Origin of the sequence: Dermatobacter hominis (assembly GCF_020715685.1) — a bacterium.
Lineage (GTDB): Bacteria > Actinomycetota > Acidimicrobiia > Acidimicrobiales > Microtrichaceae > Dermatobacter > Dermatobacter hominis.
This window is the reverse complement of record NZ_CP085840.1, coordinates 4,160,091-4,183,900: the sequence shown is the minus strand read 5'-3', so window position 1 is coordinate 4,183,900 and position 23,810 is coordinate 4,160,091. Positions and strand designations below refer to the sequence as shown.

At 72.7% G+C, this 23,810-nt stretch carries 16 protein-coding genes; 6 read left to right on the top strand and 10 right to left on the bottom strand.

Annotated elements, in window-relative coordinates; translation table 11 throughout:
* Positions 1–19 precede the first annotated feature (19 nt).
* The 9 genes from LH044_RS19520 to LH044_RS19480 form a co-directional block, all read right to left on the bottom strand.
* A complete protein-coding gene (locus tag LH044_RS19520; protein WP_227757312.1) occupies positions 20–1,168 on the bottom strand; it encodes a glycosyltransferase family 4 protein in 1,149 nt (382 codons plus the stop codon).
* Entirely contained in the window at positions 1,165–2,484 is a 1,320-nt protein-coding gene (locus tag LH044_RS19515; protein WP_227757311.1) for an O-antigen ligase family protein, read from the bottom strand. Before LH044_RS19515 ends, LH044_RS19520 begins: the two co-directional genes overlap by 4 nt.
* A gap of 4 nt (positions 2,485–2,488) precedes the next feature.
* Entirely contained in the window at positions 2,489–4,318 is a 1,830-nt protein-coding gene (locus tag LH044_RS19510) for a lipopolysaccharide biosynthesis protein (RefSeq protein ID WP_227757310.1), read from the bottom strand.
* A gap of 151 nt (positions 4,319–4,469) precedes the next feature.
* Positions 4,470–10,664 (bottom strand): PKD domain-containing protein, encoded by a 6,195-nt coding sequence (locus tag LH044_RS19505; protein ID WP_227757309.1) that lies wholly within the window; start codon positions 10,662–10,664, stop codon positions 4,470–4,472.
* Positions 10,665–11,138: 474 nt separating this feature from the next.
* Entirely contained in the window at positions 11,139–14,573 is a 3,435-nt protein-coding gene (locus tag LH044_RS19500) for a PKD domain-containing protein (protein ID WP_227757308.1), read from the bottom strand.
* Between the two features lie 278 nt (positions 14,574–14,851).
* Positions 14,852–15,460, bottom strand: coding sequence for a hypothetical protein (locus tag LH044_RS19495; protein WP_227757307.1), 609 nt, complete (start codon positions 15,458–15,460; stop codon positions 14,852–14,854).
* Complete coding sequence (locus tag LH044_RS19490; protein WP_227757306.1) at positions 15,457–16,245, bottom strand: CDP-alcohol phosphatidyltransferase family protein; 789 nt, start codon at positions 16,243–16,245, stop codon at positions 15,457–15,459. The genes LH044_RS19495 and LH044_RS19490 overlap by 4 nt, the downstream gene beginning before the upstream one ends.
* Entirely contained in the window at positions 16,242–17,438 is a 1,197-nt protein-coding gene (locus tag LH044_RS19485) for a DUF1972 domain-containing protein (RefSeq protein WP_227757305.1), read from the bottom strand. The genes LH044_RS19490 and LH044_RS19485 overlap by 4 nt, the downstream gene beginning before the upstream one ends.
* Before the next feature lie 7 nt (positions 17,439–17,445).
* Positions 17,446–18,312: a Wzz/FepE/Etk N-terminal domain-containing protein gene (locus tag LH044_RS19480; protein WP_227757304.1), complete on the bottom strand. Its 867-nt coding sequence runs from the start codon at positions 18,310–18,312 to the stop codon at positions 17,446–17,448.
* Positions 18,313–18,529: 217 nt separating this feature from the next.
* Here LH044_RS19480 and LH044_RS19475 point away from each other — a divergent pair, with 217 nt between their 5' ends.
* The 3 genes from LH044_RS19475 (at position 18,530) to LH044_RS19465 (ending at position 20,037) form a co-directional block, all read left to right on the top strand.
* Positions 18,530–18,808 carry a type II toxin-antitoxin system Phd/YefM family antitoxin gene (locus LH044_RS19475; RefSeq protein ID WP_227757303.1) on the top strand — a complete coding sequence of 93 codons (279 nt, stop codon included), beginning with the start codon at positions 18,530–18,532 and terminating at the stop codon, positions 18,806–18,808.
* A gap of 42 nt (positions 18,809–18,850) precedes the next feature.
* Positions 18,851–19,258, top strand: a complete 408-nt coding sequence (locus LH044_RS19470) for a type II toxin-antitoxin system VapC family toxin (RefSeq protein WP_227757302.1) — start codon at positions 18,851–18,853, stop codon at positions 19,256–19,258.
* Positions 19,259–19,413: 155 nt separating this feature from the next.
* Positions 19,414–20,037, top strand: a complete 624-nt coding sequence (locus tag LH044_RS19465; RefSeq protein WP_227757301.1) for an MBL fold metallo-hydrolase — start codon at positions 19,414–19,416, stop codon at positions 20,035–20,037.
* 129 nt (positions 20,038–20,166) lie between these two features.
* Here the strand turns inward: LH044_RS19465 and LH044_RS19460 are convergent, their stop codons facing one another.
* Positions 20,167–20,970 carry a DUF4184 family protein gene (locus tag LH044_RS19460; RefSeq protein WP_227757300.1) on the bottom strand — a complete coding sequence of 268 codons (804 nt, stop codon included), beginning with the start codon at positions 20,968–20,970 and terminating at the stop codon, positions 20,167–20,169.
* Between the two features lie 199 nt (positions 20,971–21,169).
* Here LH044_RS19460 and LH044_RS19455 point away from each other — a divergent pair, with 199 nt between their 5' ends.
* The 3 genes from LH044_RS19455 to LH044_RS19445 all read left to right on the top strand — a co-directional run bounded on the left by LH044_RS19455 (position 21,170) and on the right by LH044_RS19445 (position 23,750).
* Positions 21,170–21,544 (top strand): hypothetical protein, encoded by a 375-nt coding sequence (locus LH044_RS19455; RefSeq protein ID WP_227757299.1) that lies wholly within the window; start codon positions 21,170–21,172, stop codon positions 21,542–21,544.
* An 83-nt stretch (positions 21,545–21,627) separates the two neighbouring features.
* A complete protein-coding gene (gene sufC, locus LH044_RS19450) occupies positions 21,628–22,461 on the top strand; it encodes a Fe-S cluster assembly ATPase SufC (protein WP_227757298.1) in 834 nt (277 codons plus the stop codon).
* Positions 22,461–23,750 carry a SufS family cysteine desulfurase gene (locus LH044_RS19445; protein WP_227757297.1) on the top strand — a complete coding sequence of 430 codons (1,290 nt, stop codon included), beginning with the start codon at positions 22,461–22,463 and terminating at the stop codon, positions 23,748–23,750. The genes sufC and LH044_RS19445 overlap by 1 nt, the downstream gene beginning before the upstream one ends.
* The last annotated feature ends 60 nt before the right edge of the window (positions 23,751–23,810 follow it).

The following is a 23,810-nucleotide window of genomic DNA, read 5'->3' as shown; positions in this document are numbered from 1 at the left end:
GGCAGCCGCCTCGCCCCGGTCAGGCCAACGCCGTCGGGGCGAGCGACCGCAGCTGCTCGAAGATCTCGGACCGGTAGCGCGCCGGGGAGTACCGCTCCTCGGCGCGTGCCGCGTCCGTGATGGCGAGCCGGCGCACCTCGTCCCAGTGCTCGACCAGGTCCTCGACGGCGTCGGCGAACGCCGCGGGCCGGCCGGGCGGCACCGAGCGGGCGGCCTGCGCGCCGGCCACGGCCTCGAGGAGGCCGCTGCTGGCGCTCGCGATCACCGGCCGCCGGGCGAGGGTGCCCTCGACGGCGGTGTTCCCGAACGGCTCGTCCCCCCGTGACGGCACGAGGAGGACGTCGGCCTCGGCCAGCAGGGGCCAGATGTCGCCGACGTAGCCGTGCAGCGTGACCGCCGCAGGGTCGTCGAGCGCGGCGATGCGCCGGGCCATGTCGGTCTCGACGTGCTCGTAGCCGGGGTAGATCGACCCGGCGACGTCGAGCCGGACCGGCCGCCCACGGCGCTGCAGCTCGGCGACCGTGTCGAGGGCGTCGAGCACGCCCTTGCGCTCCGACAGGCGGCCGACGAACAGCAGGCGGACCGGACCGTCGATCGCCGGACGGGGGTCGACCGGCGCCGCCGGACCGACCACGCCGTTGTAGACGACGGTGCTGCGACGGGCGAGGCGACCGATGACGTCGGTCAGGACCCTCTCCGAGAACCGGCTGTTGACGACCAGCCGGTCCGCCAGCAGCAGCGGGCTGGCGAGCGCGGTGCGGATCGGCCGCGACGGCGCGGACTCGGCCTCGTGGACGTGGCACACCGAGGGCACGCGCGCCGCCTTCGCGAGCGCCAGCCACTCGGGGGCCGTCAGCGTGCTGAGGTACAGGACGTCGGGGCGCAGCTCCTTGAACAGCGCCATGCCGGGCCGGGCCGAGGCGATGGCGTCGCCGGCGAGGGCCACGACGCCCCTGGGCGAGAGGTAGGCGCGCCGCAGGACCGGCGTCCGGCACAGCCGCACCTCGGCGCCCCGCTCCTCGATGAGCGGCAGCAGCGGACCGGACTCGGGCAGCGTGACCACGGTGCGGTGCCCGCGCTCGACGATCGCGTCGATGCTCTCCAGCAGCATGCGGTCCGAGCCGTAGAGGTCGGGGCTGGGGTGGGCGACCAGGACGGTGCCGCTCATGCAGGCACCGCGGCGGGCCGGTCGGAGCCGACCGCCTCGGTCGTCGGCCCGGCGACGGCGGACCGGGCGCTGCGGAGGGCGACGACGTACCAGCCGATGGACATGAACAGCCACGTGCTGGCGAAGTTCGCGAGCGAGCCCGCGCCCTCGTAGAAGATCGAGTCGACCAGGATGAACGTGATCACGCCGAGCAGCAGCGCCCGGTCGAGGGCCAGGTTCCGCGGTCCGGTCTTCGGCAGCCGTCGGACGCCGAGGATGAGCGACAGGACCATCGCGGCCCACACGACCAGGCCGACGATCCCGAGCTCGACGAGCACGTTCACGATCGCGTTGTGGCCGCCGCCCAGGCCCGTCTCCGCGTAGAAGATGCCGCGCGACGCGGTGATGCCGTTGCCGAACATCGGCTGCTCCTTGACGGCCTCGAAGGCCACGTCCCAGAGCTCGGTCCGGTTGTTGAGCGACGTGAGCTGCGCGGCGTCCTCGCCCCGCTCGAAGTAGGTCGTGATCTGCTGGCTCGCCAGGATGGCCACGCCGGCGAGGAGCACCAGGCCGACCAGCGCGATCTCGATCAGGGCCCGGCCCCGCCGCGACGACAGGATGACGACGCCCGCGCCGCAGACGGCGCCAAGGATGGCGCCGCGGGTCTGGGCGGCGAGCGCTCCCCCGGCGACGATGGCGAGCAGGACCCAGTAGGTGGGCGCCGACCACCGCGGCCCGGGGCGGTCCTTGCGACCACCGGCCACGTAGCCGACGGCCACGACGGCGGCCAGGCCGGTCATGGCGCCCGACACCGTGGGGTGCACCGCGAGCCAGGTGAAGCGGCCCTCCTGGATGGCGTTGATCGGCGGGCTCGGCCGGGCCAGGCCGTAGAGCACGCCGGCCGCGATCAGCAGCAGGTAGAGGTGGGCGAACCGGTGGAACTGGGCCCGGCCGCCGTCCATGCAGCCGACGACCACCGCGCCGAGCAGGATCGTCGCCTGGAGGCACCGGACGACGGCGTACTGCGGGTACGGCGTGTATCCGATCGACAGCACGGCCAGGCCGACGAGGCAGGCTGCGAGGAACAGCGGGACGGGCACCCGCCGCAGCTTGGGCACGCGGAAGCGGTCGAGCACCAGGTAGCCGGCGACCACGGCGTACAGCGCGAGCTCGATCAGGATGGCCGAGTCGATCCCGCCGCCGAGCGCCTGTCCGGGCGGCCGGGTGCGGTACTTGAAGTCGCTGCCGACGATGAAGGCGACGCCCGCGAACGCCAACCACCAGTCGTCCACGAGCCGGAGGAACCGGCTGGCGATGGATCCCTTCGCCGCAGCCACCCCGTCAGGATAGGTGGTCGTCGGCGTGGTCCGACTCGGGGTCCCAGCGGGCTGGCGGTGGTGGGACGCGGCGTGCACCCGCCACGAGCGGCGAGTCGGAGCCGGGCGCGGGGTCGGGTCCGTCCGGCGCGCCGGGGGACGGCGAGGGCGCCGGACCGCGGTCGAGGCGCACGCCGGTCCGGGACGGGGCGGTGGGGTCGAGCGGCCGGCGAGGCGGCCGGCCGGAGGCCCAGCCCCCCTCCCCCGCCTCGACGGGTTCGGGCGGCAGCAGCGGGGCGAGCGGTGGCGCGTCCCACGATGCGCCCAGCGCGCCGCGCGGTCCCCAGCCGATCGTGGCCACACCGCCGGTGCCCCATCCGTGCTCGGGCAGGGCGCCGTCGCGCCCGGTCGGCACCTCCGGGACCGGGCGGCGCCCGCCGGGCTGGGTGTCGCCGACTGCCGCACCGTCGATGTCGGCGTCCGCGGCGCCGGCATCCTCGGCGTCTGGTCGCGCAGCACCGGCGCTGCGGGCCCGCTGCGCCTCCAGCGCCGAGCCCTCCTCCTCGCGAGCAGTGGGCACGAGGATGAACTGGCGGGCGACGACGCCCATTGCGAGCGAGCCGAGCGCCATCGCGTACGGGGCGAAGGCGACATCGGCCTGCGCCACCCGCAGCACGAGGAACAACGAGGTCAGCGACACGGCCGCCTCGACGACGCGCAGGCCCATCATGGCCGCGTGACGGCCGCGGACCGCGGCGAGGCTGCCGTAGGGCATGAGCACGGCGCTAGCGGCCGCGTACGCGCACCAGCCGAAGACAGCGATCGGATCGAGCTCGAACTTGCCGTCGGTGATGACCGAGCCGAACGTCGGCAGCAGCGCCACCGAGGCGACGCCGAGGCCGAGCGACAGGCCGACGAGCATCGCCGTGCCCCGGTCGGCGAGCGGGATGAGCTGGCGCAGCGTCGAGGACCGCCGGTGGGCGTACGACGCGAACAGGAAGCTGCCGACGCCGTTGACGATGAGCATCGCCGGCGCGGCGTAGACCCGCGCCGCCTCGAGCTCGCCGAACAGCGTCGTGCCGACGGCGACGATCACGATCGTGCGGACCGCCGCCATCATCGCCGGGCGCACGCCCTGCTGGGCCGCCCGCCAGCCGCCGTAGTGGATCACGCTGCGCCACTCGCTGTGGCGCATGGAGGCCCACCACCGCTCCGCCCGGGGCAGGAGGACCACGCCGACGAGCAGGCCGCAGAGCTGGGCGACCACCAGCGACGACAGGAGGTCGCGCATGACGAGCTCGCCGTCGAGCACCTTGAACACCGTCAGCCACGTCGCGGTGACGACCAGGCACGTGGCGTCGACGGCCACGACGAACCAGAAGCGGAGCGACGCCATCAGCATCCGGCGGATGAGCTCCTCGAGGACGAAGATCGCCGTCGCGAGGCCGAAGATCGGAGCGAGGTCCCACTCGATCAGGCCCGTCGCGCCCGAGATGCCGCAGGCGAGCAGGCCGCCGAGGCAGGCGATGCCGAGCGCCACGACCTGCAGCCCGCCTCGCACCCGCTCGGTGTGGCGGTCGAGCACGGTCAGCGAGTCGCCGACCAGGCCGGTCGTGACCGCCGTCGACAGCACGACGCAGCTGTACAGCAGCGCGAAGACGCCGAGGCCGGCGGCGCTGAGCTCCCTCACCGCGATGATCTGCAGCAGGAAGCTGGTCATCGACTGCACCACCTCGGCGGAGATGGCAGCCGCAACCTTCTGGACCTTCGCGACGACGCGGGACAGGCGGCCCGTGGGCTGTGCCACGGCAGGCTCGCCGTGGAGCTGCTCCCGTCCGACCTCGGAGGTGGTCATCGTCGCTTCAGTGTTCCAGTCACGTCGTGGGGGCGGTGGTCGTGCGGGCCCTGGGTGTCGCCCTGGTGATCGGGCCCGAACGTCGCAGGCCCGTCGGGTGCGCCTCGCGCACCCGACGGGCCCGTGACCTCGGTGTCGAGGGACGTGTCCGTCAGCCCAGCGGGCCGGCGGTGAAGTTGTCCACGAGGAGGGTCATCGGCGCGTTGGTCGCCGTGCCGGAGAGGTAGGACCAGATTCCCACACCACCGGCGGCCTGGAGGGCGGCGGTCGTGTCGGCGCTGCTGAGCTGCCAGGCGGCGGGCTCGGCCGTGCCGTCCTTCCAGACCTTGGCGGCCAGGTTGGTGGTCCCGGTGCCGCTGACCTGGAACCGGACCTTGAGCACCTCGTTGGCGTTCCAGGTCAGGCCGGGGACGGTGGCGATGCTCTGGATGACGGTCTCGGTGCCGTTGACGACCCTGACCAGCTGCGCCGTGACGGCGCCGCCGGTCTGGACCCGCAGCTTGAGGCGGTAGTCGTTGCTGGCGTCGATCCGCCGGCCGACGACGGCGACGTAGGAGCCGCCGCCCGTCTGGGCCTTGTCGAAGGCGAGGTCCGCCTTGACGTCGACCGCCGACTGCGAGACCGAGTTCAGCGACGCGTTCCGGTTGGCACCGGCCGCCATCGAGATCCGGCCGACGCCGCCCGACACCGAGTAGTTCGACGCCGTGCTGGTGACGCTCCAGGCCCCGCCCACGTCCGCGGTGCCCCAGCCGTTCGAGGCCGTGCGGGCGAACGCGTCCTGGGCGAAGTTGGTGGGCGCCGGGGCGCTGCTCACCGTCACCTGGCGGGTGGTGGTGGCCGTGGCGCCGTCGTCGTCGGTCACCGTGAGGGTGATCGTGTACGTGCCGCCGGTGGCGTACGCGTGGTTCGCCGTGGCGCCGGTGCCGTTGGCCGTGCTGTCACCCCAGTTCCAGGAGTACGAGGCGATCGTGCCGTCGGTGTCGGACGAGCCGCTGCCGTCGACGTTCGCCGTCAGGTTGCTGGTGCCAGTGGTGAACGAGGCCGTCGGGGCGACGTTCGCAGGGGGCGGCGTGACGCCGCCGACCGGGCCGGCGACGAAGTCGTCGACCGACATCACGATCGGGCCGTTCGTGGAGGTGCCGGACAGGTAGTCCCAGATGCCGACCGAGCCGCTGGCCTGCAGGGCCGCCGTCGTGTCGGTGCTCTGGAGCTGCCAGGCGCCGGGCTCGGCGGTGCCGTCCTTCCACACCTTGGCGGCGAGGTTGGTCGGGTTGGTGCCCGTCACCTGGAACCGGACCTTCAGGAACTCGTTGGCGTTCCAGGTGAGGCCCGGGACGGTCGCGAGGTTCTGGATCACGGTCTCGGTGCCGTTGACGATCCGGACCAGCTGCGCCGAGACGACGCCGCCGGCCTGGACCCGCAGCTTGAGGCGGTAGTCGTTGGTGGCGTTGACCCGCCGACCGAGGACCGCCACGTAGGTGCCGCCGCCGGTCTGGGCCTTGTCGAAGGCGATCCGGGTGCTGACCTCGGTGTCGGTCGCGGCGACCGAGTTGAGGGAGATCGTCCGGCTGGCGCCGGCGGTGACCGACACGAGGCCGACGCCGCCGGTCACGGAGTAGCCCGCAGCCGTCCCGGTACCGGTCCAGGCGCCGCCGAGCTCGGCCGAGCCCAGCCCGTTCGAGACGGTGCGGCTGAACGTGTCGGCGGCGTAGTTCGACACCGTCGGGGCGTTGACCGTCACCTGGCGGGTGGTGGTCGCCGTGGCGCCGTCGTCGTCGGTCACCGTGAGGGTGATCGTGTAGGTACCGCCCGTGGCGTAGGAGTGCGTGGCGGCGGCGCCGGTGCCGGCGGCCGTGCTGTCACCCCAGTTCCACGAGTACGAGACGATCGTGCCGTCGGTGTCCGAGGACGCCGAGGCGTCGACGGCGGCGGTCAGGTTGTTGGCGTTCGCCGTGAACGAGGCCGTCGGGGCGACGTTCGCCGGCGGGGCGTTCACCGTCACCTGGCCGGTGATGGTGCCCGTGGCGCCGTCGTCGTCGGTGACCGTCAGCGTCACCGTGTAGGTGCCGGCGATCGCATACGTGTGGCTCGAGGTCGCACCGGTGGTGGTGGCGCCGTCGCCCCAGTTCCACGAGTACGACACGACCGAGCCGTCGGGGTCGGACGAGCCGCCGCCGTTGACCTGCGCCGAGAGGAACGAGGTGCTCGAGGTGAACGACGCCGTGGGGCTGATGTTCGCCGGCGGCGGGTTCGTCACCGTGACCGGGTGGGTCACGGAGTGCGTTGCGCCGTCGTCGTCGGTCACCGTCAGCGTCACCGAGTAGGTGCCGCCGGTGGCGTAGGTGTGGTTCGGGGCCACGCTGGCGCTGCCCGTGCTGTCGCCGAAGTCCCAGCTGTAGGACACGATCGTGCCGTCGGGGTCCGAGGACAGGGTGGCGTCGAAGTTCGCCGTGAGGTCCGTGTGACCGGAGGTGAACGACGCCGTCGGGGCGACGTTCGGCGGGGCCTGCACGGTGATGCCCTCGGTGTGGGTCGCCTGACCGCTGCGGTCGTCGATCACCGTGAGCTTCACCGTGTACGGGCCGGGGGCGGCGTAGGTGTGCGAGGCCGTGGCGCCCGAGCCCTGCTGGCCGTCACCGAAGTCCCATGCGTAGGACTGGATGGTGCCGTCGGGATCGGTGGAGCCGGTGGCGTCGAAGTTCGCCGTCAGGTTCGTCGTCGACGAGGTGAACGTCGCCGTGGGGAGGACGTTCGGCGGCAGGGTGGCCGTCACCGGGTGGGTGACGGTGTTCGTGCCGTTCCGGTTGTCGGTGACGGTCAGCGTCACGTTGTAGGTCGCCGCCGCGGCGTAGGTGTGCGACGGGGCGATCCCGGTGCCGGTCGTGCCGTCGCCGAAGTCCCACGAGTAGCTGACCACCGAGCCGTCGGCGTCGGTCGACGTGCTGGCGTCGAAGTCGGCCGACAGGTGGTTCGTCGTCGTGGTGAAGGCCGCGGTCGGCAGCTGGTTCGCCGCGAGGACCGTGATCTGGGCCGACGTCGTGGCGGTGCCGCCACGGTTGTCGGTCACCGTCAGCGTCACGTTGTACGTGCCGCCGGCGACGTAGGTGTGGTTCGCCGTCGCCGTGGCACCCGAGGTGCTCTGGCCGTCGCCGAAGTTCCAGGCGTAGTTCACGATCGACCCGTCGGGGTCGAGCGAGTTGCCGGCGTCGAAGCTGGCGACGAGGTCGGTCGCGCCGGCCGTGAACGAGGCCGTCGGGTTGACGTTCGGGGCCTGGCCGCCCGCGGCGGTCCAGTGCGACACCACCGTCTGCGGCGACACCACCGTGGAGTAGACCGCGGCCTCGTCGATCAGGCCGATGTAGTTGCGGTCGCCGTCCCAGATGTTGTCGGTGCCCAGGCGCCAGTAGCCGTTGTAGCTCTGCTGGACCGAGGCCGTGCCCGAGGCGACGAGCGCACCGTCGACGTACATCTTCTGCTCACCCGGCTGCTGGGTGACGACGACGTGGTGCCACTGGCCGTTGTTGACGGCCATCGGCGAGTCGATCGTCGAGGCGACGCCGGTCCACACGCCGTAGCGCAGGCGGCCGTCGCTCAGCAGGTACAGGTGGCGGTCGTAGTTCGAGCTCGTCTGGCCCGTGCCGTCACCGAAGCCGATGATGCGGCCGCCGTTCGTGTCGGTGGTGCGGATCCAGGTCTCGAGCGAGAACGTGGTCGGGTTGCTGTACTGCGTGGTCCCGACGACGCGGTCGTTGCTGCTGTTGAAGTTGACCGAGCTGCCGGTCGGGTCCGCCGGGGAGGCGGCGCCGAGCCACGCCGTGCCGGTCGCCGTGGCGGCCTGCTCGTTGGTCATGCGGTTCGAGGCCGCGCTGCCCGACGTCTCGTTGAGGCGCAGGTAGATGTCCGGGTTGGCGTCCCAGACGACGCCGCCGTAGGTGTCGGTCGGTCGCGTGGGCCACGTCGGCGTGTAGCCGCCGGTGAGGTAGTGGGCCCGGATCTGGTCCTGCGTGAGCTGGCCCTGGTAGACGGCCACCTCGTCGATCGTTCCGGCGAAGGCGTCCGACGTGGGGGCGGACGGCCACGAGTTGAGCTCGTCACCGCCGACCCGCCAGTAGCCCGACATCGCCTCGGCGGACGTGGCCGACGCATCGGTGCCGATCAGCTTGCCGTCGACGTAGAACTTCATGCCGGACGGACCCAGCTGGCCGACGGCGTGGTGCCACTGGTTGTTGTTGTACGACGTCGACGTGGCGATCGTGCGGGTCGAGCCGTTGTAGACGCCGAAGCGCAGCTGGCCGCCGTTGGTCATGTAGATGTGGCGGTCGTAGCTGCTGCTGAGACCGGTGCTGCGGTTGCCGTAGCCGACGATCTTGCCGCCGCGGGTGGTGTTGGTCTTGAACCACGCCTCGACGGTGAAGTCCTGCGGGGCCTGCTGGGCGCTGCCGGTGGTCGTGCCCGGGACGCTGCCGCTGCCCGGGAACGTGGTCGACGTGTCGGTGTCGCCGATCAGGGCGCCGGCCACGTTGCGGGTGGCCGCCGAGGCGAGCGTGAGGTCGTCGGCGCCGACCTGGTCGTAGCCGATCGTGCCGGTGGGCTCACCCAGCCGCCAGTACTTCGTGGGCGAGTCGGCCATGACCGCGTTGCGGTAGGCGCTCGAGGTCGCGGTGCCCTCGGGGATGGTCCCCGTGGTAGGCAGGCTCGCGAAGCCGTTGTTCCACGGGTCGCGGACCCGGATGCGGTAGGTCTGGGTGGAACCGGGGGGCGCCGTCGTGTCGACGAAGGCCATCTTCGGGCGGGTCCACCAGTTCGACTTGTCGAAGGTGATCGTCTTGAGGACGGTCGAGGTCGCGACCGTGTCGCCGCGCAGGACCTCGTAGGTCAGGCGGGCGTTGTCGCGGTCCCAGGCGCCCTGCCAGGAGACCCGGAGCGAACCCGGCGAGATGGCGACCAGCGTCGGCGTCAGCTCGGGGTAGCCCTGGATCGCGTCCTTGTTGGGGGCGATCGTCTTGGTGGCGAAGCGGGCGAGGCCCTGCTGGTTGGTGCCGTTCACGCGGGGGAACTCACCGCCGAGCACCAGGTACTGGCTGTTGCCCTCGATGGTCCACGCCGCCTGGGCCTGGCCGGTGAAGGTGCCCTGCGCCAGCGTGGGCAGCCAGTGCAGCTGCTGCGCCCGGGGCAGGCCGTTGAGCTTGCCGCCGACGACCTTGGCGCCGGTCGGGTCGGGGTAGATCGTCTCGGCCTGGGCCCGCTGGAACGTCCAGGGGTCCTCCTGCGGGTGACCGCCGACCGAGGAGCAGTTGTGCGAGTGGCTGACGTTGTAGAGCACGTTGCCCTGGGCGTACGAGTCGTAGTGGTCGCCGAGGCAGCCGCTCGCCCACTGGAGGGCGCCGGTCGCGGCGTCGGCGGCGAACGTCGCCTCGAGGTTGCCGTCGGTGACCGAGGTGGGCTGCCCGTTGACGAGGTACGTCACGCCGGTGCCGAAGACCTGGTTGCCGTTCGTGGAGAGGCTGGAGATGTAGGCGTCGGGGCCGTAGTTGCCGATGATCTGGTTGGCGGCCCACGGCACGGTGGCGCCGGTCACCGGGTCGACGGCGCCGAGGCCCTCGACCGGGGTGTCGTTGAGCGTCTGGAACTTGCCGCCGACGACGACGGGGCCGTTCGGGGCCACGATCGCGTGCGCCTCGAGCTCGACGCTCGGCGCCCACTGCAGCAGCGCCCCGGTGCTGGCGTTGACGGCCGCGAGTCGGGAGCGGAGCTGGTTGCTGACCACGGTGAACGCGCCGGCGAGGTAGAGCGTGTTGCCCGACACGGCGAGGTCGTTCACGTTGGCGTTGACGTTCGGGTTGAACGACCGCAGCGCACCGGTGGTCGCGTCGAACGCGGCCAGCCGGTTGCGGGTGGTGGTGCCGTTCACCTGCGTGAAGTCACCGCCGACGAAGATCGTCGTGCCGTCGGCCGAGGCGGCGATCGTGCGGCCCTGCGCGTTCAGCGACGGCGACCACGTGGTGATGAGCGCACCGGTCGTCAGGTTGAAGGCGAGGACGTTGCCGCGGGGCGTCTCGTTGGTGCCGGCGGCGGAGCCGGCCGGGCGCGCGGACGTGAACGAGCCGGTCGCGTAGACGGTGTTGCCGACGACGACCGTATCCCACACGACGCCGTTGATCTGCACCGTGGGCAGCAGGTCCGCGGCGACGGTCTCGGGCTCGGCCGGGTCGATCGGGGCGGTGTCGGCGCCGGCGACGCCGGTTCCGGCGGCCACGGCGAAGACCGACGTGACCATGAGCGCGGCGACCATCGCGGCGATGCGCCGCATCCAGGTGCCGTGGGGCGACTCGGACGTACCTGACATCTCTCGCTCTCTCCCAGCAAGGTCGGCTGGCGTCGGACGCGGCTCGGGGTACGAGCCGGAGGTCGTCCGGGCCTGGGGGTGACCTTCCCTCTCTCGGACACCGCCGGGGTGCGGTGTCGCCTCGTTGAACGTACTTCTCGTGTGTGACGCCGAGAAGTGGGCAAAAGGCCCCCAGCCACTGGCCGTGGCGGGGGGACCACGCTCGATCGACAATCTACGGGGATCGCTTGTGAAATCCGTCAGGGTCCCTTCAGATCCCCGTGGTGCCAGGCCCCGATCGTCCGATCGTCCAGGCGTGGGACGACCTGATCCGGCCCTCGCGACCGGATCGGTGGTGGGCCGTCCGACCCACCACCGACCCGGTCGCCGTCCTCGACCGGCTCAGGCTGCGCTCCCTCCCGCTCAGGCCACAGGGCTGCCTCTCGTTCAGGCCACCGGGCTGCCTCTCGTTCAGGCCACCGGGCTGCCTCTCGTTCAGGCCACCGGGCCGGCCACCAGATCGTCGACCGAGAGCGTGACCGGGGCGTTCGTCGACGAGCCCGACAGGTACGCCCACACGCCGACCGAGCCGGCTGCCTGCAGCGCCGCCGTCGTGTCGGTCGTCTGCAGCTGCCACGCCGAGGGCTCGGCGCTGCCGTCGAGCCAGACCTTCGCGGCCAGGGCGGTCGTGCCCGTGCCGGTCGCCTGGAAGCGGACCCGCAGCACGTCGCCGGCGCCGACGGTCAGTCCGGGCACGGTGGTGACCGTCTGGACCGCCGTCTCGGTGCCGCCGACGACCCGGACGATCTGGGCCGTCACCGCGCCGCCGGCCTGGACCCGCAGCTTCATCCGGTAGTCGTTGCTGGCGTCGACCCGTCGGCCGATCACCGCGAGGTAGGTGCCGCCGCCGGTGGCCGCCTTGTCGAGCGACAGCTTCGCCGACACCTCGGTGTTGGCCTGGCGGACCGACTCGAGCGTGGCGAGGCGCGTCGCGCCGGCGCTCATCAGCATGCGGCCGGCGCCGCCCGACACCGTGTAGTTCGAGGCGGTCCCCGACACGGTCCACGCGCCGCCCGCGTCCGCCGTGCCGAACCCGGAGGCGACCGTCCGACCGAACGCGTCGGTGGCGTACAGGACCGGCGCCGCGCCCACGGTGACCGTGCGCGTCGTCGAGGCGGTCGCCCCGTCGTCGTCGGTCACCGTCAGCGTGATCGTGTAGGTGCCCGCCGCGGCGTAGGTGCGGCTGGCCGTCGCCCCGGTGCCCGTCGTGCCGTTGCCGAAGTTCCAGGCGTACGACACGACCGAGCCGTCGGCGTCCGACGACGCCGAGCCGTCCACGTTCACCGTGAGGTTGCTGGTCGACGTCGTGAAGCTCGCCGTCGGCGGCTGGTTCGTCGGCACCGGCGCCGACACCGTGACCGACCGGGTCGTCGAGGCCGAGGCCCCGTCGTCGTCGGTCACCGTCAGCGTCACCGTGTAGGTCCCGGCCGCGGCGTAGGCGTGGCTCGAGGTCGCGCCCGACGTGGTCGCGCCGTCGCCCCAGTTCCAGGCGTACGAGGTGATCGAGCCGTCGGGGTCGGAGGAGCCCGTGCCGTTCACCGAGGCGGTGAGGTTGCTCACGCCGGTGGTGAACGACGCCGTCGGCGCCACGTTGCCGACGGCGCCGCGGGCCACGTTGTAGTGGTTCGCGGCCTGGGCCACGGACAGCTCGGTCGGGTACACCGCGACCTCGTCGAGCGTGCCGGCGAAGGCGTTGCTCGTCGGGCGCGACGGCCAGCTGTTCAGCTGGTCGCCACCGACCCGCCAGTAGCCCCAGTAGGCGCCGGCGGAGCGGATCCCGGTGTTGGCCCCGACCTGCGCGCCGTCGACGACGAGCCGGATGCCCGACGGGCCCATCGACGCCACGACGTGGTGCCACTGGCCGTTGTTGTACCCGGTGCCGCTCTGCAGGACGGTCGCGTTGGTGGCGCCGAACCGGATCCGGCCGCTGTTGTCCATGTAGACGCTGCGGTCGTTGGTCGTGCTGTTGCCCGTGTTCGAGCTGCCGAAGCCGATGATCTTGCCGCCGCGGGTCGTGGTCGTGCGGAACCACGCCTCGACGCTGAACACCTGCGGCGCCGAGATGCGGGTGGCCGTGGTGCCGGGCACCGTGGCCGAGCCGTTGAAGGTCGTCGCCGTGTTGGCGTCGCCGCTGACCGCCCCCGCGACGTTGCGGGTGGTGCCCGACAGCGTCAGGTCGTTGCCGGTCGCGGCGTCCCAGCCGACGGTCCCGGAGCTCTCACCGAGCCGCCAGTGGCGGTTCGCCCCGTCCGACGCGACGGTCGCGGCGTAGGCGCCGAACGTCGCCGTGCCCGACGGGACGGTGGTCGTCGCGGTGGCCGACGGGATGACGTTGCCGAACGGGTCCCGGACCCGGACCCGGTAGGTCTGGGAGGAGCCCGGCGCCGCGGCGCGGTCGGTGTAGGCCATCTCGGGACGGGTCCACCAGTTGCTGTCCGCCTGCATCGTCGCGATGACGGTGGTGCCGCGCAGCACCTCGTAGGTCAGCCGCTCGTTGTCGCGGTCCCACGCGGTCGTCCACGAGACGCGGACGGTGCCGGGGCCGGTGCCCACGAGCTTCGGGGTCAGCTCGGTGTAGCCCTGCGGGCCCTGGGTGTCGGGCGCGATCGAGCTCACCGCGAAGCGGGTCAGGCCCTGCTGGTTGGTGCCGTTGACCCGGGGGAACTCGCCGCCCATGACGACGTACTGGCTGTTGCCCTCGATCGTCCAGGCGCCCTGGCCCTGCCCGGTGTAGGTCCCGACCGCCACGGTCGGGAGCCAGTGCAGCAGCTGCGAGACGGGCCGGCCCGTAAACCAGCGCGACGTGTTCACGCGACCGGTCGGGTCCGCGTAGGTGGTCATGGCCTGGGCCCGCTGGTAGGTCCAGTCCGGGGTCTCCTGCGGGTGGCCGCCGATCGACGAGCAGTCGTGCGCGTGGCTGACCGTGTAGAGCACCGAGCCGACGGCGACGTTGTCGTAGTTGTCGCCGCGACAGCCGTTGACCCACTGGAGGTTGCCGTTCGTGTCGGACGCGAACGCGGCCTCGAAGTTGCCGGCGCTCGAGTACGAGTAGCCGCTGCCGAACACCTGCGTGCCGTTCGACTTGAGGCTCCAGATCGCCGAGTCGGGCCCGGAGTTGGTCAGGATCGTGTTGACCGGCCACGACATCGTGGCGCCGGTCGACGCGTTGATCGCGCCCATGCCCCGGTTTGCGGCGCCGTTCAGGGTGGCGAAGTGGCCGCCGACGACGACCTTGCCGCTGCCGGCGGGGACGGTGAGCGTGCGGACCTCGGCGTCCGCGGTCGGGGCCCAGGTGGTGACCGCGCCGGTCGTGGCGCTCACCGACGCCAGCCGGGACCGGCCCTGGTTGCCCACGACGGTGAAGGCGCCGCCCAGGAAGAGGGTGGAGCCGGAGACCTCGAGGTCGTTGACCCACGAGTTGGCGTTGGCGTTGAAGCCGGTGATCACCGCGCCGGTCGAGGCGTTCAGCGCCACGACCCGGTTGCGCGTGGTCCCGCTGACGGAGGTGAAGTCGCCGCCGACGTAGATCGTCGAGCCGTCGGCCGAGGCGGTGATGGCCCGGCCCTGCGCGTTCAGCGAGGGGGCCCAGGTCGTGATCAGGTTGCCGGTGGCCAGGTTGTAGGCGAGGACGTTCGACCGGGGCGTCTCGTTCGTCCCGGCCGCTGCGCCGGCCGGACGGGCCGAGGTGAACTTGCCGGTGGCGTAGACGGTGCTCCCCACGACGACCTGGTCCCACACCACGCCGTTGATCTGGACGGTGGGGAGGGAGTCCGCCGTCACCGTCGCCGGTGTCCCGCTCGCCGTCGGGGCGCTGTCGGCCCCCGCCGGCGCCGCCGCCAGCACCGAGGTGCCCAGCACCGCGGCCAGCACCACCACACACGTCCGAAGCGCCCGCACACGCGCGGACGACGACGTCATCGCCATCTGTACTCCCAGCACACCACCGAGGGACGTCGGCGGTCGACCGCTTCGACCGCGCTCCTGACGTGACCCTCTCCCTCACCACCGCCGTGGTGCTGCGCTGGCGATCATGCGCCAAAGCCGGGGTCCCGACAAGTGGCAAAGTGCCCGGTGCCGCGACCCGTTCAGCGCCGGTTCAGCGGTTCGACCTCGGGTCGAGGTCGAGACCGCTCCGCCACGGTGGGCGGTCAGACGACCTTGAAGCGCAGGACGTTCGGCTGGGTGCCCGACTGGACCTCGAGCACCACCGTGTCGGCCTCCTTCTCGGGGGCCCGGAACACGTACACGCCCTTCGCCGTGTCGCCCGGCTCGACGGTGCCCGTGAGCTCGTCCGTGGGCTCGGACTTGTTCACGATCGCGGGCGTGCCGTCGCCGTAGCTGGCGGTCACCGCCACCGTCGAGAGGTCGAAGGGCGTCGTCGAGTCGTTGCGGACCTCGAGGGTGGCCGCCACTGCCGGCCCGGCGGTCTCGCCGGGGAGCTTGGCCTCGGCGTCGACGTCGTCGGCGGCCGTGAGCGTGACGAAGACGCCCCCACCGAGGTCGGCCGCGGTCCCGAGGGGCACGGCGCCCTTGACCGCGTCGGCGACCGGCTCGGTCACCGGGGCCGTGGCGGGCGCGCCCGTCGTGGACGGGCCCTGCGTGCCCCCGGCCACGGTCGTGGTGGTGGTGGAACCGTCGCCGGCGGCGTCCCCGCCGTCGTCGTCGGACGAGCACCCTGCGAGGACGAGCACGACCGCGACCGCGGCGGCGCCCAGGACGGCGAGCATGCTCGCGCTGCGATGTCGACGAGACGTCATGACCCTCCTCGGTCCAGGTCCCGCATCTGACCGAACCACTTGACCGTCGCCGCCAAGAGGTAGGCGGCGCTCCCGATGAACATGAGGGTATAGGCGGCGAGGAACAGATCCGCCGCGCCGAGCAGCACGAAGATGAGGCACAGCAGGCCGTAGTCGGTGGGGATCTTCAGGAGCGACACGACGACCGACGGCCGCTCGTCGGGCGTCGAGGTGGCCGACGGTGCCGTCCCCCGCTTCAGGCCGGCGTTGCGCACGAGCTGCTCGTTGAGGATCTGGGCGAAGAACGACACCGCGGCGACGATGGCGTAGCCGATCGGCACCAGGAGCCAGCGCTCGTCGATGTCCCAGAACCGGTAGAAGCTGATCAGCACGCACATGTGCAGGGTGGAGATCTTGAGGCAGTCGACCATGTGGTCGAGCCACTCCCCCGTGACCGAGCCACCCCCGCGTAGCCGGGCCAGCTGCCCGTCCGCGGCGTCGAGGGCGTAGCCCAGCACGAGCAGCACCGTGATCAGGACGCCCAGCCACCACGACGGCTCGACCGTCGCCAGCAGGATGATCCCGGCGAACGAGAACGCGGCGCTGACGGCGGTGATCCCGTTGGGCGTGAGGCCGAGGTGGAACCCGGCGGCCGCGAACAGCCGGCCGAGCTTGCGGTTCACGAACCGGGAGTACGCCGGGGCGCCCTTGCCGCTCTTCTGGGCCGCGGCCAGCCGCCGGACGGTGTCGGTGTACGACTCGTCGGCGGCGGGGCCGATGCGGGTGGATCCTGACGGCGTGGTCACGGTGCGCTCCCTCCGGAGACGGCCCGTCGATCGTCGTGCCCGCCGGTCGCGGGGCGTCGCCGCCCCGACGGCCGCCGGCGGGGGAAGTCGCGGGCCGCGAGCCGCTCGCAGAGCGCCTCGTAGGCGGCGGCGACGGCGTCCCAGTCGTACGCGGCGGCCCGTCGGCGGGCCAGCGCGCCGCGTGCGGACGCGGCGTCGGGGTCGGACTCCGCCGACTCGAAGAGGGCGGCGAGGTCCGAGGGCGTCGACCAGAAGCGGCCCGACGGCCCGAGCACCTCGCGGTTGAACGACACGTCGAACGCGTCGGTGGCGGCGCCGGCGCCGATCGCCCGGAGCAGCGACGGGTTGGTCCCGCCGACCGAGTGGCCGTGCTGGTACGTCAGCGAGTTGGCGTAGAGCTGGTCGAGCAGGTCCTGGTCCCAGACGCCGCCGAGGAACGCGACGCGCTCGTCACCCAGCGCCTCGACGCGTGCGGTGTAGTCGTCGGCGTACGGGGCCGAGCCGACCACGACGAGCGGCTTGGTGGCCGCGCTGCGGACGTAGCCCTCGACGATCACGTCGACGTGGTTCTCGGGCTCGAACCGGGCCACGACCAGGTGGTACCCGCCCGGGGTCAGGTCGACGTCGTCCACGCCGCCCAGCAGGTCCGGCCGGTCGGCGTCGACGATCGGCGCGCCGTAGGCGATCAGCTCCGTCGGCGCCCCGAACTCCTCCTCGTAGTACTCCTGGATGCCGACGGCGTCGGCGATCAGCGCGTCGGACCAGCGCACGGCGAGAGCCTCGGCGGCCCGGTAGTAGCGCTTGCCGGTCGGGCCCCACTTGGCCCGCTTCCACTCGAGGCCGTCGACGTGGGTGGCGACCGGCAGCCGGCGGGCCCGGATCGCCGGCAGGAGCGGCGCGTTCGCCGCGTTGAACAGGACGACCGCGTCCACGGGGTGGCGCACGAGGTGGGCGACCGATGCGGCGGTGTGGGTCAGCGTCTCGGCCGCCCGCTTGCGGGCGGCCGGCAGCGTGACGAGCTGCATCCCGAGGTACTCGTCGGGCGACGGCCCGGTCTCGCCCTCGGCCCGCCGGCAGTAGACGACGACGGTGTGGCCGGCGTCGGCCAGGCGGCGCCCGACCTCCTCCACGCAGGTCTCGAAGCCTCCGTAGCGGGCCGGGACGCCACGGGTCCCGACGAGGGCGATCCGCATGCCGTGATCAGGCCGCGCGCTCGGCTGCAGCCTCGCTGTCGGCCCGCAGATAGGCGGCCGTGCCGGCGATGACGAGCCCGAGGATGAAGCCCAGGCCGATCTCCTTGACCGGGAGCTTGCTGCCGGCCACCGAGGAGTCGTCGGGGTTGACCACGAACTCCACGCCGTCGCCCAGCACGGCGCTGCTGGTGCGCACGGCGGCCTGGCGCTGCTGGAGCTGGCCGAGCGTCGAGGCGGCGGCGTCGTTGACCGCGGTGTTGTTGCTCGTGATCGTGGCCCGCACCGACGCCGCGCTCTCGTCGATCGACTTGAGCGCCGCGTCGGTCAGGGCGTTGACCTGCTTCTGGGTCTCCTCGGCGTAGGCCCGGGTGACCTCCGTCGCGAGCTCGACGGCGTCGTCGCCGGAGCTGCCCGAGGCGCTGATCGTGATGATGTTCGAGTCCGTCGACGGCGTGACCTCGAGCTGGCTGCGCAGGTCGTTGAGGTCGTCGGTGTCCATCGCCGCCGCCACGTTGCCGAGGACGGCGTCGCTGGTGACGAAGCGGGCGCGCTGGGCGGTGTAGCGGGCGAGCGACGCGTCGCCGGTCAGCCCGGGCGACAGCACGTTGTCCTCGCCCGGCGTCTTGAGGGCGATCGTCGCGGTGGCCGACGGCTCCGGCGTGAGCACGAGGCCGAGCACGGCGCTGAGCGCGGTGCACACGACCACGATGACGATGCACATCCCCCGGTAGTGCCACATGGCGCTGAGGAGCCCGACCGGCGCCTGCTGGCCGCTGGGCGCCGGGGCGGGATCGGGTGCCGCGACGCCGTTGCCGCCACGGTCGGTGCTGGACGCGGAGCCCTTCGCCCCCGACGTCCTTGATGTCTCGGCCACGAGCTCGCTTCCGTCGGTCTCGTCGTCGGACGCCGGCGTTCCGGCGGGTCCAGACGAAGTCTTCCTGGTGTTCGCCGCGTCGTCATCGCGCGGCGGCGGTGGAACACGCGAGTATAGCGACGGCACCTGAGAAGTCCTCGGGCCCGTCGACGGGCACGGCGGACCGGCCGTGACGGGCGTGCGCAGCCCCGGCGGCCGCCCGGCCTAACGTTCGCCCATGGAGCGAATCGGCATCCGCGACCTGCGGGCGGACGTCGCCGCCCAGGTCCGGCGGGCCGGCGACGGCCACCGCGTCGTGATCACCGTCGCCGGGCGCCCGGTGGCCCAGCTGGGGCCCATCGAGGCCGACCCCGACGAGCCGACGCTCGAGGACCTCGCGGCCCGCGGCCAGATCGTCCTCGCCCGACGCCAGGACCGCCCCGACCCGGCCACCGTGCTGCCGCTGTGGGCCGGGACCCGGATCGACCAGCTGGTGCGCGAGGTCCGGGGCCGGTGAGGCGGGACTGGTGAGCGCGGGACCGGTGAGGGGGCACCGCCCGTGACGATCGCCCTCGACACGACCGGCCTCCTGTCGCGCTACCTCGACGGACCGACCCGCCCGCTGGTCATGGCCGCCATGGACCGCGACCCCGACTGGTGCGCCAGCGCGCTCGCCCTGTCGGAGGCGCTGATGCTCGTCGACCGCCTCGGCGACGACCCCGGCCGCACCGACGACCTGCGTCGCGCCCTGCGAGACGACTGGGAGCGCATCAACGTCGTGCCCGTCGACCAGCTGTGCCTGGATCGGGCCGCCGAGCTCGGCCGGACACAGCCGCTGCGGACCGTCGACGCCATCCACCTCGCCGCCGCCGACCGCCTGCCCGGTCCGGTCACCTACGTGACCTTCGACGCGACGCAGATCCCCGTCGCGCTGGCCCTGGGGTTCGAGGTCGTCGGCGGGGACTGAGGCGCGAGGCCCCCCGCTCCCCGCCGCTCGGGCGAGGCCCCCCGCTCCCCGCCGCCCAGGCGAGGCCCCCGCTCCCCCGCCGCTCGGGCGAGGCTCCCGATCCCGGCCGCTCGGGCGAGGCTCCCGATCCCGGTGCGGGGCGCGAGACTCGTCCCATGAGCGACACGTCCGGGACGCTGCACCACGCCGACACCGACCTCGAGGTCCACAAGGTCGTGGTCGGGCCGATGGACAACAACGTGTTCGTGCTGCGGTGCCGCCACACCGGCGACGCCGTGCTCATCGACGCCGCCAACGAGCACGAGCGGCTGCTCGACCTGGCCCGAGCGCTCGACGTCCGCCGGGTCATCGAGACCCACGGCCACTGGGACCACATCCAGGCCGTGCCCGAGCTGCGCGACGCCGGCTACTCGGTGGGCGTCTCGGGCGAGGACGCCGGCATGCTGCCGAGCTACGACGAGGTGATCGGCGACGACGAGGTCATCGAGGTCGGCGACCTGCGCCTGCGCACCATCCACACGCCGGGGCACACCCCGGGATCGATCTGCTTCCGGGTCGAGGGCAAGCCGATCCTGTTCAGCGGCGACACCCTCTTCCCCGGCGGCCCGGGCGCCACGAAGTTCGAGGGCGGCGACTTCCCGACCATCATCCGCTCGATCGAGGACCGCCTGTTCGCCGCGCTCGCCCCCGACACCCTCGTCCTGCCGGGCCACGGCGACGACACGACCATCGGCACCGAGTCCCCCCACCTCCAGGAGTGGGTCGACCGAGGCTGGTGAGGACGAGCCGGTGAGGACGAGCCGGTGAGGTCGTCCGCTCCCTCGCCGGCCGGGCGGGGTCGGAGGACGTTGGTCGACCGAGGCTGGTGAGGGACGAGGCGGTGAGGTCGTGGGCCGCCGGCCGCCGGATCAGGTCGAGTGCACGGCGGCGACCGGCTCGAGCGTGTCGGCCGGGCGGGGGACGAAGGCGGCGATCGCGCAGAGGGCCAGCCAGCCGAGCCCGACCCACGTCATCACGGCGACGTTCAGGCCGCGGGAGACCTGGGTCGCGCCGACGAGCCCGGTCACCACGGCGGCGACGACGACCGCCGTGCACACCGCCCGGTGCTGCGGGGGGTCCGGCGCCGGGGTGGGGTCGGTCCCGCTCCACCGGCAGAGCGAGCGGTCCCGCCCGATCTCCCACATCTGCCAGACGGTGACGATCGAGAGGCCGATCGTCGCGACGACCTGCAGCAGGTTGGCGACGCTGATCGAGTGCCCGGCGGTGTCGAACAGGTGCTGGTCGAAGCCCGGCAGCGACACCGAGCGGTCGGTGTGCGTGAGCAGGTCGAGCAGCACGTGGGTGATCGCGCCGACGAGCACGCAGAGGACGACCATCCACCACGGGTGCCGGTCGCGGCCGACCAGCCGGATGTCGCGCAGGTGGAACCGCCCGAGGTCGGGCAGGTGGCCGGCCAGGCGCGGCAGCACCCACCGTCGGGCCGACCAGGTGAGCAGGAGCCCCACGACGAGGCACCACGACACGATCTGGTCGGGCTTGTGCCCGTCGAACCACGTCGGCCGCCCGTCGATCATCGGCAGGGCGGAGTGCTCCGTCATCCGGGCCAGGTCGGGCACCGCGCTGCCCGCCACGAGCGCCACGCCGTCGAGCGACGGCTTCCACCGCTTCAGGGGCAGGACGGGGGCCTGGTGGGCCAGGAACGTCACGGGCATGTGGCGGTCCATGGTGGCAGGCCCCGCCCCCCTCCTCGGCTCACCGGCGCCGGCCCCCCTCCTGGGCTCACCGGCGCCGGCCCCCCTCCTGGGCTCACCGGCGCCGGCCCCCCTCCTGGGCTCCCCGGCGCCGGCCCCTCCTCGGCTCCCCGGCGCCGGCCCAGGGCGGACCGTCGCCCGGGCGCGGCAGACTGCCCGGGTGGCCCTGCCCGCCGACGACCGCCCGATCGACCCGACCCCGGTGCACACGGCGGATCTCCCACCGACCCCGCTGCGCGACCGGAACATCCCGGCCGAGGCCTGGATCGAGGCGCCCGACCTGCTGCTCCGGGCCGGGGACGACATCGGGGCGCCGACGATCGCGTACAAGCGGCGCATCGGCCGGTGGCTGCTGTGGCGGGCCGGCCCGGCGAAGGGCGCCGACGCCCGGTACGTCGCGATCGACGCCGAGGACCTCTCGACCGCCTTCACCTTCCGCCTCTTCCCCGACGGCACCGGCGACGGGGACGGCCCGACCGCCCGCCACGCCCGGTTCCGGACGTGGAAGGAGGATCTCCGCGACGCCTCGCCGTGACCGCCGCAGGCGGCCCGATCCACGCCGCAGGCCGCCTCCCGGGCTATTTCCACTATCTGAGTAGTGGAAATAGACTCGGGGCCATGTCCGACGCCGAAGCCCCCCACACGGACGACCGAACGGCCTCCGCCCCGCCGGCCGAGGGGGGCGCGACCGTGCCCCTGTTCGAGATCGACGGCCTGCGCGCCGCCCCTGGGGAGCAGCCGACCGCCGAGATCCTGAAGGGCGTCTCGCTGGCCGTGCGGCCGGGCGAGGTGCACGCGCTGATGGGCCCGAACGGCTCCGGCAAGTCGACCCTGGCCAGCACCCTCATGGGTTCGCCGGAGTACGTCGTGACCGGCGGCACCGTGCGGTACAAGGGCGACGACATCACCGACTGGTCGGCCGACGTCCGTGGCCGCAACGGCATGTTCCTCGCCTTCCAGTACCCGCAGGAGATCCCGGGCGTGTCGGTGCGGCAGTTCCTCCGCCAGGCCCTGTCGGAGCGCAAGGGCATCGACCTGTCCGTGCTCGAGATCCGGCTCGCGATCATGGAGTGGATGGAGCGGCTCGACATGGACCCGAGCTTCGCCGACCGCTTCCTCAACGAGGGCTTCTCGGGCGGCGAGAAGAAGCGCAACGAGATCCTGCAGATGGCCATCCTCGAGCCCGAGGTCGCCATCCTCGACGAGACGGACTCCGGACTCGACATCGACGCCCTGCGGGTGGTCGCCAACGGCGTCAACGAGGTGCGCGCCGACCGGCCCGAGCTCGGCGTGCTCGTGATCACGCACTACCAGCGGCTGCTCGACCACCTCACCCCCGACGTGGTGCACATCCTCGTCGACGGCCGCATCGTCACCTCCGGCGGACCGGAGCTCGCGCACCAGCTCGAGCGTGAGGGGTTCGACGCCTACCGCGAACGGGAGTCCGTGTGATGAGCACCGCCGCCGACGTCCCCACCGACGAGCAGGTCGCCGCCGTCGACGAGCACGACGAGCTCGACGTCGCTGCGGTGAAGGCCGACTTCCCGATCCTGTCGACGACCGTCCACGGCCAGCGCCTCGTGTTCCTCGACTCGGCCGCCTCGTCGCAGAAGCCCACGCCGGTCCTCGAGGCGATGGACCGGTACTACGAGACGAGCCACGCCAACGTCCACCGCGCCGCGTACACGCTCGCCGAGGCGGCGACGAACGCGATGGAGGGGGCGAGGGCGAAGGTCGCCCGGTTCATCGGGGCGCCCTCGGCCGACGAGATCGTGTTCACCAAGAACGCCACCGAGTCGATCAACCTCGTCGCCCGGGCCTGGGGCGGCGCGAACCTCGGCCCCGGCGACGCCGTGGTCCTCACCCAGCTCGAGCACCACGCCAACATCGTGCCGTGGCAGCAGCTCGCGGCCGAGCGGAGCGTCGAGCTGCGTTGGATCCCGCTGACCGACGACGGCCAGCTCGACCTCACCGACCTGGATCGGCTGCTCGACGGCGCCAAGCTGCTCGCGCTGTCGGCCATGTCGAACGTGGTCGGCACGATCACGCCGGTGCGCCGCCTCACCGACGCCGCCCACGCGGCCGGCGCGCTCGCGTGCATCGACGCCTGCCAGTACGTGCCGCACCTCGCCACGGACGTCGTCGAGCTCGGCGCCGACTTCCTGGCCTTCTCGGGCCACAAGATGCTCGGCCCCACGGGCGTCGGCGTCCTCTGGGCGCGGGCCGAGCTGCTCGAGTCCATGCCCCCCTTCCTGGGCGGCGGCGGCATGATCCTCGACGTCACGATGGACGGCTTCGTCCCGGCCGAGGTGCCGCACAAGTTCGAGGCCGGCACGCCGCCGATCGCCGAGATCGTCGGCCTGGGCGCGGCGATCGACTACCTCGACGGCCTCGGCATGGAGCGGGTCCGCGCCCACGAGATCTCGCTCACGGCGTACGCCATGCGGAGCCTCACCGACCGCTTCGGCGCCGACCTCACGATCTACGGGCCGCACGAGCCGAGCGCCCGCGGCGGCGTGATGAGCTTCGCCTTCAACGGCATCCACCCGCACGACCTGTCGCAGGTGCTCGACCAGCACGGCGTGTGCGTGCGGCCCGGTCACCACTGCGCGAAGCCGCTCATGAGAGTTCTCGGCGTCGGCGCCACCGCGCGAGCATCGTGGTACGTGTACAACGACGAGGCCGACATCGACGCGCTGGGCGACGCGCTCGACGACGCCGGCGACTTCTTCGCTTTCTGAACGAGCGCTCCCGTCCTCACGGGGCCACGCACACTTGACACAGCTCCGACGCCGACCCGC

What these genes read in the sequence shown, in the direction of transcription:
- LH044_RS19520 (WP_227757312.1), bottom strand. Translation starts at nt 1,168, where the DNA reads ATGAGCGGCACCGTCCTGGTCGCCCACCCCAGCCCCGACCTCTACGGC.
- LH044_RS19510 (WP_227757310.1), bottom strand. Translation starts at nt 4,318, where the DNA reads ATGACCACCTCCGAGGTCGGACGGGAGCAGCTCCACGGCGAGCCTGCC.
- LH044_RS19505 (WP_227757309.1), bottom strand. Translation starts at nt 10,664, where the DNA reads ATGTCAGGTACGTCCGAGTCGCCCCACGGCACCTGGATGCGGCGCATC.
- LH044_RS19495 (WP_227757307.1), bottom strand. Translation starts at nt 15,460, where the DNA reads ATGACGTCTCGTCGACATCGCAGCGCGAGCATGCTCGCCGTCCTGGGC.
- LH044_RS19485 (WP_227757305.1), bottom strand. Translation starts at nt 17,438, where the DNA reads ATGCGGATCGCCCTCGTCGGGACCCGTGGCGTCCCGGCCCGCTACGGA.
- LH044_RS19475 (WP_227757303.1), top strand. Translation starts at nt 18,530, where the DNA reads ATGGAGCGAATCGGCATCCGCGACCTGCGGGCGGACGTCGCCGCCCAG.
- LH044_RS19465 (WP_227757301.1), top strand. Translation starts at nt 19,414, where the DNA reads ATGAGCGACACGTCCGGGACGCTGCACCACGCCGACACCGACCTCGAG.
- LH044_RS19460 (WP_227757300.1), bottom strand. Translation starts at nt 20,970, where the DNA reads ATGCCCGTGACGTTCCTGGCCCACCAGGCCCCCGTCCTGCCCCTGAAG.
- sufC (WP_227757298.1), top strand. Translation starts at nt 21,628, where the DNA reads ATGTCCGACGCCGAAGCCCCCCACACGGACGACCGAACGGCCTCCGCC.
- LH044_RS19445 (WP_227757297.1), top strand. Translation starts at nt 22,461, where the DNA reads ATGAGCACCGCCGCCGACGTCCCCACCGACGAGCAGGTCGCCGCCGTC.